The 13,128-nt window shown below is 72.6% G+C and carries 11 protein-coding genes; 4 read left to right on the top strand and 7 right to left on the bottom strand.

Annotated elements, in window-relative coordinates; all coding sequences use genetic code 11:
* Window positions 1-130: 130 nt before the first annotated feature.
* The 4 genes from HNR00_RS05600 (at window position 131) to HNR00_RS05585 (ending at window position 6,328) form a co-directional block, all read left to right on the top strand.
* On the top strand, window positions 131-1,591 hold the full coding sequence (locus tag HNR00_RS05600; RefSeq protein WP_210306314.1) for a Hint domain-containing protein: 1,461 nt from the start codon (window positions 131-133) through the stop codon (window positions 1,589-1,591).
* 273 nt (window positions 1,592-1,864) lie between these two features.
* Entirely contained in the window at window positions 1,865-2,353 is a 489-nt protein-coding gene (locus HNR00_RS05595) for a hypothetical protein (RefSeq protein ID WP_183566159.1), read from the top strand.
* A 74-nt stretch (window positions 2,354-2,427) separates the two neighbouring features.
* Window positions 2,428-3,648, top strand: coding sequence for an MFS transporter (locus tag HNR00_RS05590; protein ID WP_183566476.1), 1,221 nt, complete (start codon window positions 2,428-2,430; stop codon window positions 3,646-3,648).
* Window positions 3,649-3,787: 139 nt separating this feature from the next.
* Window positions 3,788-6,328, top strand: a complete 2,541-nt coding sequence (locus tag HNR00_RS05585; protein WP_183566156.1) for an HWE histidine kinase domain-containing protein — start codon at window positions 3,788-3,790, stop codon at window positions 6,326-6,328.
* Between the two features lie 99 nt (window positions 6,329-6,427).
* On the opposite strand, the gene HNR00_RS05580 is transcribed toward HNR00_RS05585, so the two are convergent.
* The 7 genes from HNR00_RS05580 to mdcA form a co-directional block, all read right to left on the bottom strand.
* Entirely contained in the window at window positions 6,428-7,348 is a 921-nt protein-coding gene (locus tag HNR00_RS05580) for an acyltransferase domain-containing protein (RefSeq protein ID WP_183566142.1), read from the bottom strand.
* On the bottom strand, window positions 7,345-8,199 hold the full coding sequence (gene mdcB, locus HNR00_RS05575; RefSeq protein ID WP_183566140.1) for a triphosphoribosyl-dephospho-CoA synthase MdcB: 855 nt from the start codon (window positions 8,197-8,199) through the stop codon (window positions 7,345-7,347). The genes HNR00_RS05580 and mdcB overlap by 4 nt, the downstream gene beginning before the upstream one ends.
* Entirely contained in the window at window positions 8,196-9,134 is a 939-nt protein-coding gene (gene mdcG, locus HNR00_RS26005; protein WP_183566138.1) for a malonate decarboxylase holo-[acyl-carrier-protein] synthase, read from the bottom strand. The genes mdcB and mdcG overlap by 4 nt, the downstream gene beginning before the upstream one ends.
* A gap of 73 nt (window positions 9,135-9,207) precedes the next feature.
* Window positions 9,208-9,924, bottom strand: coding sequence for a biotin-independent malonate decarboxylase subunit gamma (gene mdcE / locus HNR00_RS05565; protein WP_183566135.1), 717 nt, complete (start codon window positions 9,922-9,924; stop codon window positions 9,208-9,210).
* 1 nt (window position 9,925) lies between these two features.
* Window positions 9,926-10,840, bottom strand: a complete 915-nt coding sequence (locus HNR00_RS05560) for a biotin-independent malonate decarboxylase subunit beta (RefSeq protein WP_183566133.1) — start codon at window positions 10,838-10,840, stop codon at window positions 9,926-9,928.
* 1 nt (window position 10,841) lies between these two features.
* Window positions 10,842-11,150, bottom strand: a complete 309-nt coding sequence (gene mdcC / locus HNR00_RS05555) for a malonate decarboxylase acyl carrier protein (RefSeq protein WP_183566130.1) — start codon at window positions 11,148-11,150, stop codon at window positions 10,842-10,844.
* A 179-nt stretch (window positions 11,151-11,329) separates the two neighbouring features.
* Window positions 11,330-12,976 carry a malonate decarboxylase subunit alpha gene (gene mdcA, locus HNR00_RS05550; RefSeq protein WP_183566127.1) on the bottom strand — a complete coding sequence of 549 codons (1,647 nt, stop codon included), beginning with the start codon at window positions 12,974-12,976 and terminating at the stop codon, window positions 11,330-11,332.
* Window positions 12,977-13,128: the final 152 nt, after the last annotated feature.

Raw genomic sequence — 13,128 nt, 5'->3', positions numbered from 1 at the left:
CGGTGCGATGGTTCGCCCGAGGACTCGCTTCGACTGATTTCGAGCCAACGCGGCCAATCCGTTTGGTACGAGAAACATCGCCGCAAGCGGCGAGGTTCGAACAACAGACTATATGGAGAGGGGCGCCCTGATGGCTACTTATACCTATACGGCAACAGGCCCTAATGCTTCGATTGAGATCACGACCGAAGATACCCTGCGCACTTATAATTTCGGCGGCGCCGATCGGACGGGCTACCGGATCATCGGCATCAGCGGGTCGATCAACGGGGATACGATCACGGGACTGCTGTCCCAAGCGCCGACAAGCGGCAATCCGACCCGTGGCGACACCAATGGAACGGGCGGCAACACCGTTGGAAATTACAACAACATTTTCTGGAGTGCAGCCAACCAGGGGCAATCAGGATATAGCTATTTCGGCCTGGATTTTCAGGGCCTAGGCTTCACGACCACCGGCAACGACTACAAACTCAGAAGCTTTCAGAATTCCAATCAGCTGAGCTTCAACAACGGCGGCACCGGCGGCAACTTCACAACGATCAGCACTAACGCCCCCTGCTACGTCACCGGCACACGCATCCTGACGGCGCGGGGCGAGGTCGCGGTCGAGGACCTCACGGTCGGCGATCTCGCCGTGACCGCCTCCGGCGAGGCGCGCGCGATCCGCTGGATCGGCCACCGCACGCTCAAGTGCCGGAGCCGCGCCGACTTGTTGCCCGTGCGCATCGCCGCGGACGCCTTCGGCGAGGGCCGTCCGGCCCGCGACCTCCTGGTCTCGCCCGGCCACGCCGTCTGCGTCGACGTGCTCGGCGAAGTGCTGATCCCGGCCATCCGCCTCGTCAACGGCACCACGGTGGCGCAGGTCGAGGTCGCCGAGGTCACCTATTGGCACGTCGAGCTGGAGAGCCACGACATCCTGCTCGCCGAGGGCCTGCCCGCCGAGAGCTATCTCGACATGGGCAACCGCGCCTTCTTCGAGGGCGCCGGCTTCGGTCTCGGCCCGGACACGGCCGCGGGTCGCACCACCGCCGACTTCTGCCGCCCGTTCCACGAGGACGGCGCGCTGGTCGAGGCCGTGCGCGCCCGCCTTCAGGCCCGCGCCGAGGCGCTCGGCTGGAGCCTCGTCGAGGCGCCGCTGGCCGACCTGCACCTCGTCGTCGACGGGCAGACGGTCCGCCCCGACACCGACGGCCTCGTCGCCCGCTTCATCCTGCCGGCCGATGCCCGCGACGTGCGCCTCGTCAGCGAAGTCAGCGTCCCGGCCCATGTCCGTCCGGGCACGAGCGACGACCGGCGCCTCGGCGTCTGCCTCGCCTCTCTGAGCCTCGACGACGGCCTGACCGGCCTGCGCCCGATCGCCCTCGACGACGCCCGCCTGGAGAGCGGCCTGCACCTGCTCGACACCGACGGCGCGGCGCACTGGCGCTGGACCGACGGCGCCGCCCCGCTGCCGGCCTCCCTGTGGGAGGGCTGCCGCGGCACGGTGTTCCTGCGGGTGACGCTGGCCGCACCGGCCCTGCCGCGCTGGGTCGGCCCCCGCGAGACCGCCGGCATCGTCGATCTCGCCGAGCGCCGCCGCCGCGCCTGATCGCCCGTCGACCGGACGATCCGGGGCCCGGCCGCCGCCTCCTTCGGGGGGAGGCGGCCGGGCCCCTGGCGTTGGGGCATCGGCCCGGAACATGGCTTCCGGCGTGTCGGAAGAAGCCGATGCGGCACGAGACCCGGAGGCTTTCCAAGAGCCCCGCGGCGGGAGGATCGTGCAACACGCCCGGTTATCCGCCTTTCCCGACCTTCGAAGAATTGACGCGCGCGCCCCGCTATGACTGAGAAGGGCGGATCATATCAGGAGTTGAGTCCGCCGATGAGCGAAGGAGACATGCTGGCGTCCACGCTGACGGACATCCGTCGTCGCCTGGCCGACCTTCAGGGCGAATACGACCGGATCTCGGAAGAACTGGCCAAGCTGCGGCTCGCCGAGCGCTCGCTCGCCGCCATCGTCGAGGGCACGCCGCTCGCCGAGACCGTGGCCGCGATGGAGGACGGCGCTCCCCGCGCGGGCGGTCGCGGGCGCGGCAGCCGCGGGCCGCGGGCGAACTCCGCCAAGGGCCGGCTGCGGGCGCTGCTGGAGAGTGCGGGGCCGACCGGCCTGTCCCAGGCCGAGATCGCCCGGCGCCTGCCCGACGTCGCGCCCAATACCCTGGCCTCGTATCTCAGCGTGATGGTGTCGAGCGGCGAGGCCCTGCGCAAGGGCGACTTCGTCACCGCCGCCACCGGCCCGCGCCCCGCCGCCCCGGAGGCGCCGCAGGACGAGGACGACGACGAGGTGCAGCCCGACGACCGGGACGCGTGAGCCTCGCCCCATCGGAGACGGATGCCGCCACGGCCGCTCGCCGGAAGGCGGCGCGGCGGCTGCTGCCGTTCCTGATGCTCTGCTACTTCTGCGCCTATCTCGACCGGGTCAACGTGAGCTTCGCCGCGCTCACGATGAACCGCGACCTCGGCCTGTCGGCCGCCGCCTACGGCTTCGGCGCCGGGCTGTTCTTCCTCGGCTACGTCGCCTTCGAGGTGCCGAGCAACTTGATCCTGGAGCGGGTCGGCGCGCGGCGCTGGATCGCGCGGATCATGGTGACGTGGTCGCTCGTCTCCGGCGCCACCGCCTTCGTCACCGGCGAGACCTCGTTCTACCTCGTGCGCCTCGCCCTCGGACTGGCGGAAGCCGGGTTCTTTCCCGGCATCATCCTCTACCTCACCTACTGGTTTCCCGCGCGGGAGCGGGCGCGGATCGTCGGCACCTTCATGGTGGCGGTGCCGCTCTCGGCGGCCTTCGGCGGCCCGGTCTCGGGGCTGATCCTCACCGCCGCCGACGGCGCGCTGGGCTTGGCCGGCTGGCAATGGCTCTACCTGATCGAGGCGGCCCCGAGCCTCGTGCTCGGGGTCCTGGCTTTGCGCGTCCTGACCGACCGCCCCGCGAAGGCCGATTGGCTGACGGCGGACGAGCGGGCCGGACTCGCCGCCCGGCTCGCGCAGGACGAACGACCGGCAGAGGCGGAGCGCCCCCTGTCGGCGGCCCTGCTGCAGCCGCGCCTGCTCGGGCTGGCGCTGGTCTATTTCGGGCTCAGCACCGGGCTCTACGCCGTCGGGATGTGGCTGCCGCAGATCGTCTCGGGCTTCGGCCTCGGGCCGCTCGCCACCGGCTTCGTCAGCGCCGCGCCCTACGGCGCGGCGGCCGCCGTCATGGTGCCCTGGACCCGCCGTTCGGACGCGACCGGCGAGCGGGCGTGGCACACCGGCGGCCCGGCGATCGCGGCGGGGCTGGCGCTCGGCGTGGCGAGCCAAGCCTCCGGACCTCTGGTCTCGATCCTGGCGCTCGGCGCGGCGGCCATGGGCGTGTTCGCCGCGCTCCCGACCTTCTGGACGCTGCCGACCGCGCTCCTGAGCGGCCGGGCGGCGGCGGGGGGCATCGCGCTCGTCAACGCGGTGGGCGGGCTCGGCGGTTTCGTCGGTCCGTCGCTGATGGGCTGGATCAAGGACGCCACCGGCCGGTTCGATCACGCGCTGGCCGCGGTGGGGCTGCTGCTGGTCGCCGTGGGCCTGCTCGCCGCAAGGCTCGGCCGCGACATCGCCCGGCGCGGGGCCGCGGCGTGAGGCGGCGCCCGCCTGCGGCTGCGTCGTCCTGCATCGCGAAGGATTGTGCGCGAGCCGCTTGTGACAACCGGGAAAGTGCGCGAAGGACGGATCCTGCGGCCGGCCGCGCGACCCGCGCCCCTTCATCTTCCGCGAGCGCATGACACAGATCCCCGCCGGACAGCCGGAACCGACGGTCGACCTGTCCTCCTGCGACCGGGAGCCGATCCACGTTCTCGGCGCGGTCCAGCCCTTCGGCTTCCTCGTCGCGGTCTCGGCCGATTGGATCGTGCTGCGCGCCAGCGCCAACGCGCCGGACTGGCTCGGGCGCCCGGTCGAGGCGCTGCTCGGCGCGCCCGCGCTGTCAGTCCTCGACGGCGAGGCGGTCCACCTGCTGCGCGGCCATCTCCAGACCCTGCGCGGCCCGGACGCGGTCGACCGGGTGTTCGGCGTGCGGCTGCTGGCCGAGGGCCCGCTGTTCGACGTGGCGCTCCACATGTCGGGCGCATCGATCGTCATCGAGGCCGAGCCGAGCGCGCCCGAGCATCTGAGCGCGGGCAACCTCGTGCGCAACATGGTCTCGCGCCTGCGCCAGACAGTGGATTTCGAGCCGCTCTGCCGCGAGGCGACCCGGCAGATGCGCGCGCTCACCGGCTTCGACCGGGTGATGCTGTACCGCTTCGCCCCCGACGGCTCGGGCGAGGTCATCGCCGAATCGGTCCGCTCCGGGCTCGACCGCTATCTCGGCCTGCACTACCCGGCCTCCGACATCCCCAAACAGGCCCGCGCCCTCTACGAGCGGAGTTGGCTGCGCATCATCGCCGACATCGAGGCGCCGGGCGTGGCGATCGTCCCGGCGCGCGATCCCGACGGCGCCCCCCTCGACCTGTCGCTCTCGACCCTGCGCACCGTCTCGCCGATTCACATCGAATACCTGCGCAACATGGGGGTCGCGGCCTCGCTGTCGGTCTCGATCCTGCGCAACGGAAAGCTGTGGGGTCTGTTCGCTTGCCACCACATGGAGCCGCGCCACATCTCGCTGGAGCGCCGCACCGGCTCCGAGCTTTTCGGCCAGATGTTCTCGTGGATCCTGGAGAGCCGCGAGCGCGAGGTCGAGGTCGCGCAGGAGGCGCGCTCGCGCGAGATCCACAATCGGCTGATGAGCGCGCTCGCCTCCGGCGGCACCAGTCTGGAGGGCCTCTCCGAGTTTCTCGACGAGCTCGCCGCCATCATCCCCTGCGACGGGATCGGCCTGTGGGTGAACGGCGAGATCACGCTCCAGGGCGGGACGCCGACGCGGGAGGAGTTCACCGGCCTCGTGCGCTTCCTCAACCGCACGGCGGCGAGCCGCGCCTACGCCACGGACGAGATCGGCCGCGTGCACGAGCCGGGGCGCGACTTCACCGAGCGGGCCGCGGGCATGCTCGCGGTGCCGGTCTCGCGCACGCCGCGGGACTTCCTCGTGTTCTTCCGCCGCGAGGTCGCCCGCACGGTGACCTGGGCCGGCAACCCGGAAAAACCGGCCAATCCCGGCCCCAACGGCGTGCGCCTGACGCCGCGCAAGAGTTTCGAGGCGTGGCGCGAGGTCGTGCACGGGCGGGCGCTTCCCTTCACCGAAGTCGAGCTACGCACGGCGGAAGCCCTGCGGATCACGCTGCTCGAAGTGATCCTGCGGCTCACCGATTCCGCCGAGAAGGAGCGAAAGGGCGCGCAGGAGCGCCAGGAGCTCCTGATCGCCGAGCTCAACCATCGGGTGCGCAACATCCTCAACCTGATCCGGGGCGTCGTCACCCAGAGCCGCACGGCCGGGGGCTCGGCGGAGGAATTCGCCGAGGTGGTCGGCGCGCGCATCCAGGCGCTCGCGCGCGCTCACGACCAGATCACCACGACGAATTGGGGGCCGGGCTCCCTGCGGGACCTGATCCTGCTGGAGGCGGGCGCCTATCTCGGCGCGCGGGCCGACCGGGTCGTGCTCACGGGCGACGACGTTCTCCTGGAACCGCAGGCCTTCTCGACGCTGGCGCTGGTCGTCCACGAGTTGATGACGAACTCGGCCAAGTATGGGGCGCTGAGCAACGCCCACGGCCGCATCGACGTGGGATGGGAGCGCGATTCCCTCGAACACCTCGTGATCCGCTGGCGCGAGAGCGGCGGCCCGCCGGTGCGCGCGCCCAGCCGACGCGGCTTCGGGACGACGCTGATCGAACGCTCGATCCCCTACGAGTTGAAGGGCGAGGCGGAGATCCGCTACGCCGTGTCCGGCGTCGAGGCCCGCTTCACCATTCCGCCCGACCTCGTGCGCGCCGCCCCGCCCGCGCCGAAGCGCAAGGCCGTCCAGGCCGCCGCCGCCGCGCCGATCCGGCTCGACGGCACCGTGCTCGTCGTCGAGGACAACATGATCATCGCGCTGGAGGCCGAGGAGGTGCTGACCGCGCTCGGCGCCACCGCCGTCGATCTCGCCGGCACCGTGCGGGAGGCCCTGCGCCTGATCGAGGCCGCGCCTCCCGACCGGGCCATCCTCGACGTCAACCTCGGCGCCGAGACCAGCGTGAGCGTGGCCCGGCGGCTCGCCGAGCGCGGCATCCCCTTCGCCTTCGCCACCGGCTACGGCGAGAGCTTCCGCATTCCGCCCGACCTCGGCACCGTGCCGGTGATCCGCAAGCCCTACGATGCGGAGGCGTTGCGGGCGGCGTTCGCGTGACGTCGAGCGGTTTCCGGTCGGCTGACAGAGACCCGCCGGGTTCCCCTCTCCCCGCACCGCGGGGCGAGGGGATGCCTCGGTGATACCCTGAGCGCCGCCTCAGCCGCCGATCCAGCCCAACATCCCCTCCACCGTGCGAAAATCCTCCAGCGCGTGGACGCGCGCGTCCGGCAGCGCCTCGCGGGCCATGGTGGCGAGGGCGTGGCCAGGGCCGAGTTCGAGCACGCGGGTCGCCCCGAACTCGCGGGCCGCGTCGAGGCAGGCGGCCCAGTCGATCGGCTCGGCGATCTGGCGCGCGAGCTTGTCCAGGCCCCGGCGCGCATCGAAGACCGGCGCGCCGTCGAGTCCGCTCAGCAGGCGCGGGGCGCCGGGGGGCGGGCGCTGCAGGCTCTCGCGGGCGAGCGCTGCGGCGAAGGCCCCGGCGGCAGGCGCGAGGCGCGGCGTGTGCGAGGGCGTGTGGACCGGCAGCACCACGGCGCGGCGGGCGCCCGCGGCCAGCGCCTCGGCGCAGAGCGCGTCGAGGGCCGCGCGGGGCCCTCCGACCACGCCGCTGTCGGGCGCGTTGCGGATGGCGAGATCGCAGCCGTGGCGCTCGGCTCTCGTCCCGAGCGCGTCGAGGGACAGGCCGCGGATGCCGGCGAGCCCGAAACCCTCGCCGGAGGCCGCATCCATCGCCTCGGCCCGCAGGCCTGCGAGCCGCAGCACCGCCTCGGGGCTGAGCCGCCCGGCCACGCCCCAGGCGGCGAGATCGCCGATGCTGTAGCCGGCCACCACCGCGCGGCCGGGCCTGCCCGCCGCGATCACGGCCCAGGCGGCAAGCGCCGCGGTGCAGCACAGGATCTGCCCGGTGCGGTTCTCGTGCAGGCGCCCGCCGCCCGACGCGGCGAGATCGCGCGGGTCCTCGCCGAGGAGGGGACGAGCCGCGGCGAACACGGCTTGCGCCTCCGCCCGCTCCGCCGTGAGGGCGAACATGCCTGGATGCTGGCCGCCCTGGCCGGAGAGCAGCAGGGCGAGCGTCACGGCGCCCGCTCCAGGCGGTCCACGAACACGGTCATCGCCAGCAGGTCGGCGGCCCCGCCGGGGCTGAGGCGGCAGGCGACGAAGGCGCGGTGCAGCGCCTCGGCGCGGGCGTGCCAGTCCTCCTGCGCGACCCCGCCGGCCGCGACGAACCCGGCGGCCTCGGCTCGGGCGAAGCGGGCGCCGGCCTCGCCGCCGCGATGGAGCAGGTTGGTGTCGTCGAGCGCCGCGATCAGGGCGAGGCAGGCCTCGACCCGCGCGGCCTCCTCGCCGGCCCGCGCGCGGCGCCCGCGATGCAGCGCCGGCAGGCCGACCCGGTAGAGCGTCGGGAAGCCGGCGGACGCCTCCGCCGGTGCCCCGCCGACGCCGTAACGCCGCCGCGCCTGGGCGCCGGGGGCGTGCAGCAGCACCGGCCCGCCGAGGATGGCGCGGGCATGGCGCGCCCGCACATGGAAGCCGAGCGCACCGGGGGCGAGGCGACACCCCGGCGCCGCGAGGGCGCCCGCCGCCGCGACCAGCAGGCCGAGCCCGAAGATCGCGCCGCGATGGGTGTTCACGCCCCCCGTCGCCGCCCGCATCGCGGCCTCGGCGTCGAGACCGATGCGGCGGAGCGCGTCCATGGGCAGGCCCTGCGCTCCGGCCTGCGCGAGTTCGGCGAAGTGGGGTTCGAGCGCCGCCGCGCTGGCCTCGAAGGTCGCGGCGTCCATGTCGTCGTGGCTGCCGCTGTCGATCCGGCTGACGAGGCCGGGCTTGGGGTAGGTGTCGAGTTCGAGCCGCAGGCATTCGACCGCGAGCCGGGCGAGGGCCGGGGCGTCGCAGGGTGCGGCGGTGGAGAGAACGGGGAGGGCGCTCATGGTGAGAGCTCCTCGCCACGCGGGCCTGCCGCTTCGAGTGCCTCGAACGAGGACAAGCCGGGCGCCTCTCCTCCCCCTTGCGGGGAGGAGGGAGGCGGTTGGGGTGGTTCAGGATCGAGCGGAGCGGTGCCTTCTGCGCGACCCCCACCCCTAACCCCTCCCCGCAAGGGGGAGGGGACCTGCGCTTGCTTCCGCCTCGTCGCAATCCGCGAACCAAGGAGCGGCACGGACCGCATCTCCAGCCGCTCGCGGTGCTTCACCAGCACCTCCCCGTCCCCGGCCTCGTGCCACTCGCGCCACTGCACCCCGCCGCCATCCGGCAGGACGATTTCGCCGTCGAGGCGCATCGGCGCCGCCGCGGCGATGGCCGCGAGATCGTCGAGGAAGGTTTTGGGGAGCGGCCCGGCCAGCGGCCAGAGCAGGTCGAGGTCGGACGTGGCCGTGAGGTAGGGCAGGCCGGTCAGCGCCTGCCAGAGCAGGCCGCCGAACGGGCGCGGGACGAGGCCGTGGCGGGCACCGAGGGCGATCAGCGCGTCGAGGGTCGGATGCCACGCGGGCGGCGCGGCGGCGCGGGCCTCGGCCAGGGTCGGCGCCGGGCCGGGCGTGAGGACGGCGGGGGGCAAGCCGAAGCCGATGCGCCGCTTGCCGAGCGCGGGCGGCAGCGGCAGGCCGAGCGGCACCCGCGCCCGATCCTCACCCGGCGCGAGACGGCGCACGATCAGCGGCCAGCCGGACGCGGCCCAGCCGGGGAGGGGCGGCACGCCCGCGAGGTCCGGCCGGTCGGCGAGGAGGGCGGCCCAGGCGGTGGGATCGACCCGGACGAGGTCGTGACGACGGAGACGCGGATTCCCCTCCCCCTTGCGGGGAGGGGTAGGGGTGGGGGTCGCGCAGGATAAGGCGCCGGTGGTTCCTTCTGCGCGACCCCCACCTCCCACCTCCTCCCCGCAAGGGGGAGGAGAGGCCCGCGCTTCATCCGGCTGCCGGGCGGGGGGCCGTGCGGCGAAAAAATCAGCCACCGCGCGCCTGCGACACCACCCGCTCGGCGATCGCCTGCGCCATCGGGCGCCCGCCGCGTTCGCGGCCGAGGCGGTCGCGGGTGTCACCCGCGGGCAGGTCGGCGAGGAGGGCGGAGAGTTGCGCGTCGAGCGGCTGCTCCGGGTCCAGCACCGCGTGGACGGCGCCGGTGGCCACCATGTTGTCGAGGCCCGGTGCGAAGACCGGGGTCGAGGCCGCCATGGCCTCCAGCTTGTCCAGCGGCAGCTTGGTGACGCGGGCGACCGAGGGCAGATCCATCACGCTCGGGGAAGCCCCCGGCAGGGCGGCGAGCACGCGGGTCGCGAGCGCGGTGGCGATGAAGGCGCCCGCGGCCGAGTGGCCGTAGATCAGCCCCACCGTCGGATGGCCGAGGCGGTCGGCGAGCAGCAGCGACTTGGCCAGATGCGCGAGGCATTCGTAGAGCCCGAGCAGCTCGTCGCGGCGGCTCATGCGCTGGCTGTCGGAATCGACCGCCACGAGGATCGGCGCCTTGTCGCCCGTCTTCACCGCGTCGAGCACCGCGCGGGACAGCGCCAGCGCGCCCTCGACGCCGAGCGCGGTGTCGCCGTCGATGCCGACGACGACGAGGCGGGTGCCGTCGAGCGGGCCCTCGCCGGTGATCAGGCCGTCGGTCACCCTCACCGAATGGCCCGCGGGGAACAGCGAGGCGAGGATACGGTCCAAAGGCATCTTAGCGGGCATCGTGGCTGGCCTCCGGCACGCCGGCCGCTGTTTCGAGAAAGGCAGAGTCGGTCATGGCCGGCACCGCTTGCGCGTCGTTGACGCCGAGCCGCGCCCAGATCTCGGCGCCGTCGCGACAATCGCCGAAGCGACCGAGCCGCGCCTCCAGCCGGACCTGCTCGGCCTCCAGGGTCGCGAGGTCGAAGGCCGGGGCGCGGCCGATCAGGTCGAGGGCGGCCTCGCGAAAATCCGCGACGGTGTCGGGCACAAAGGCGTCGGCGCCGCCGGTGAGGCGGCGGTGCTTGCCGCCCATGGTGCGCCAGACCAGCGCCCGGTCGCGGGAATCGAACTCCTCGGCGCCCTTGTTGGTCTCGATCACCTCCGGCCCCGAGACCGAGATGCGCCCGCTCTCCGAGACGGCGAGCCGGGCGCAGGTGCCGGCGATGAGGCCGCCGCCGCCATAGGCCCCGGCCCGGCCGCCGATCAGGCCGACCACCGGGATGCCGGCGGCCCGCGCCTCACTGATGGCCCGCATCGCCTCGGCGATGGCGGTCTCGCCGGCATTGGCCTCCTGCAGCCGCACGCCGCCGGTATCGAACAGGATCAGCACGGCCGCCGGCTTCGCCGCCAACGCCGCGCGCAGCAGGCCGACGAGCTTGGCGCCGTGCACCTCGCCGAAGGCCCCGCCCATGAAGCGGCCCTCCTGAGCGGCCACCAGCACCGGCTTGCCGTCGAGGCGCCCGCGCCCGACGACGATGCCGTCGTCGAAGGCGCGCGGCAGTTCGAACAGCGGCAGGTGCGGGCTCATCGCCCGCTCGGAGGGGCCGAGGAATTCTTCGAAGCTGTCGGCGTCGAGGAAGGCGGCCAAGCGCTGGCGGGCGGAAGCTTCGTACCAGCTTAGAGCGCGGGGGTCGGCGGCTGCCATCTCAGGCCTCCATCAGGCGCACGCCCTGGAGCAGGCGCAGGGACACGGTGTCGGGGCGGGCGCCGCCGTCGTTGATGCTGATGCGCAGGCCCCCCGGCTGGGCGCGGGCGACGAAATCCGCCACCACCGCCTCCCAGACGTCGCCGTAGCCATTGATCGCGGTCTCGACCGCGACCTCGCAGGCATCGGGCGCCAGCACCCGCTCCAGCAGCACTTCGAGGTTGCCCGAGGCCACGACCCCGGTGATCGCCTCGCGCCGCGTGCCGGGGAGGGGGTTTTGGGTCGTGTGGCGGAAGGTCAGGGATTCCATCGGGGCCTCCGAGAGAAGGTCGCTCTATCGAAACAGATCACCTCATCCTGAGGTGCTGAGCGCAGCTCAGCCTCGAAGGAGGGCTCCAGAAGTCTCGCGATCCCTGGAGCCCTCCTTCGAGGCCGCTTCGCGGCACCTCAGGATGAGGGGGAGGGTGGGGGCAAGGGCGGCATGGGGGCTCACCAGTTCCGGAACTTCGCGGGCGGCTCGTAGAGACCGCCCGACCAGTGGACCAGGTCCTTGATCGAGCGCGCGGCGAGAAGGGAGCGGTCGGCGTCCAGCGCCGAGATGCCGAGGTCTTCCGGCCGGCGGATCACGCCGCGGGCCCGCAAGTCCTCGACCTTGGCGCGGTCGCGGCCCCGGCCGACCGGGGTGTAGCCGGCCACCCCGCGGATCGCCTGCTCGCGCTCGTCGGCGTCGCGGCAGAGCAGCAGGTTGGCGATGCCCTCTTCCGTGACGATGTGGGTCACGTCGTCGGCGTAGATCATGACGGGGGCCAGTTCGAGCCCGGTTTTTCTGGCGAGTTCCATCGCGTCGAGCCGCTCGACGAAGGTCGGCACCAGCCCGTCCCCGAAGGTCTCGACGAGTTGCACCACGAGTTTTCGCCCGCGCATCAGGGCGGGATCGCCCGACGTTTGCGCCTCGCGCCCGGCCTTCATCCACGTGTCGGAGGGGTGGCGGCGGCCGTGCGGGTCCGAGCCCATGTTCGGCGCGCCGCCGAACCCCGCCACCCGCGACTGCGTGACGGTGGAGGAATGGCCCATCAGGTCGATCTGCAGGGTCGCGCCGATGAACATGTCGCAGGCGTAGAGCCCGGCCGTCTGGCAGAAGGCGCGGTTCGAGCGGAGGCTCCCGTCGCTCCCTGTGAAAAAGACGTCCGGCCGCTCGCGGATGTAGCGGTCCATGCCGACTTCCGAGCCGAAGCAGTGGACCTGTTTCACCCAGCCCGACTCGATCGCCGGGATCAGGGTCGGATGCGGGTTGAGCGCCCAGTGGGTCGCAATCGTGCCCTTCAGGCCCAGCCGCTCGCCGTAGGTCGGCAGCAGCAGCTCGATCGCCGCGGTGCCGAAGCCGATGCCGTGGTTGAGGCGCTTCACGCCGTACTCGGCGTAGATTCCCTTGATCGCCATCATGGCGATGAGGATCTGCGTCTCGGTCATCGCCGCCGGATCGCGGGTGAACAGCGGCTCGACGTAGAACGGCCGGTCGGCCTCCACCACGAAGTCGATGCGGTCGCCGGGGATGTCGACGCGGGGCACGCGGTCGACGATCTCGTTGACCTGGGCGATGACGAGCCCGTTCTTGAAGTGGGTCGCCTCGACGACCGTCGGCGTGTCCTCGGTGTTGGGCCCCGTGTACAGGTTGCCGCCGCGGTCGGCCGAGACGCCCGCGATCAGCGCGACGTTCGGCGTCAGGTCGACGAAGTAGCGCGCGAACAATTCGAGATAGGTGTGCACCGCGCCGAGCGCGATCTTGCCGCCGTAGAGCATCTTGGCGATGCGCGCCCCCTGCGGGCCTGAATACGAGTAGTCGAGGCGCTTGGCCACGCCGGTCTCGAACACGTCGAGATGCTCGGGCAGCACGATGCCCGACTGGACCATGTGCAGGTCGTGAATCCGTGACGGATCGCAGGCCGCCAGCCCGCGGGCGAGGCAATCGGCCTGCTTCTGGTTGTCGCCCTCCAGGCAGACCCGGTCGCCGGGGCGCAGAACCGCCTCCAGCAGATCGGTGACGGCGTGCGCCGCCACCACCTTGCCCTCGGCGAAGGCCCGGCCCGCCTCGACGCGCGCATCCCGCGCCGCCCGCTCGCTCCGCCAATCCGTCATCCGCGCCACCTGCGTATACGGAGACGGCGAAAAATCCGCGCTCTTGGATTTACAATCCGCTCCTGGCGGCCAAAATGTATCTCTTGTCGCCGTCTGTCAACGATCTTGCATACTGAATGCGAGGATTCGGCGGGCTCGGCCGCACGGAACGT

The sequence above is a fragment of the Methylorubrum rhodinum genome, from assembly GCF_014199935.1.
Classification (GTDB): domain Bacteria; phylum Pseudomonadota; class Alphaproteobacteria; order Rhizobiales; family Beijerinckiaceae; genus Methylobacterium; species Methylobacterium rhodinum.
The sequence above is the reverse complement of the archived record's forward strand: the minus strand, read 5'-3'. Positions and strand labels throughout refer to the sequence as shown.

What these genes read in the sequence shown, in the direction of transcription:
- HNR00_RS05600 (WP_210306314.1), top strand. Translation starts at nt 131, where the DNA reads ATGGCTACTTATACCTATACGGCAACAGGCCCTAATGCTTCGATTGAG.
- HNR00_RS05595 (WP_183566159.1), top strand. Translation starts at nt 1,865, where the DNA reads ATGAGCGAAGGAGACATGCTGGCGTCCACGCTGACGGACATCCGTCGT.
- HNR00_RS05590 (WP_183566476.1), top strand. Translation starts at nt 2,428, where the DNA reads ATGCTCTGCTACTTCTGCGCCTATCTCGACCGGGTCAACGTGAGCTTC.
- HNR00_RS05585 (WP_183566156.1), top strand. Translation starts at nt 3,788, where the DNA reads ATGACACAGATCCCCGCCGGACAGCCGGAACCGACGGTCGACCTGTCC.
- mdcB (WP_183566140.1), bottom strand. Translation starts at nt 8,199, where the DNA reads ATGAGCGCCCTCCCCGTTCTCTCCACCGCCGCACCCTGCGACGCCCCG.
- mdcE (WP_183566135.1), bottom strand. Translation starts at nt 9,924, where the DNA reads ATGCCTTTGGACCGTATCCTCGCCTCGCTGTTCCCCGCGGGCCATTCG.
- HNR00_RS05560 (WP_183566133.1), bottom strand. Translation starts at nt 10,840, where the DNA reads ATGGCAGCCGCCGACCCCCGCGCTCTAAGCTGGTACGAAGCTTCCGCC.
- mdcC (WP_183566130.1), bottom strand. Translation starts at nt 11,150, where the DNA reads ATGGAATCCCTGACCTTCCGCCACACGACCCAAAACCCCCTCCCCGGC.
- mdcA (WP_183566127.1), bottom strand. Translation starts at nt 12,976, where the DNA reads ATGACGGATTGGCGGAGCGAGCGGGCGGCGCGGGATGCGCGCGTCGAG.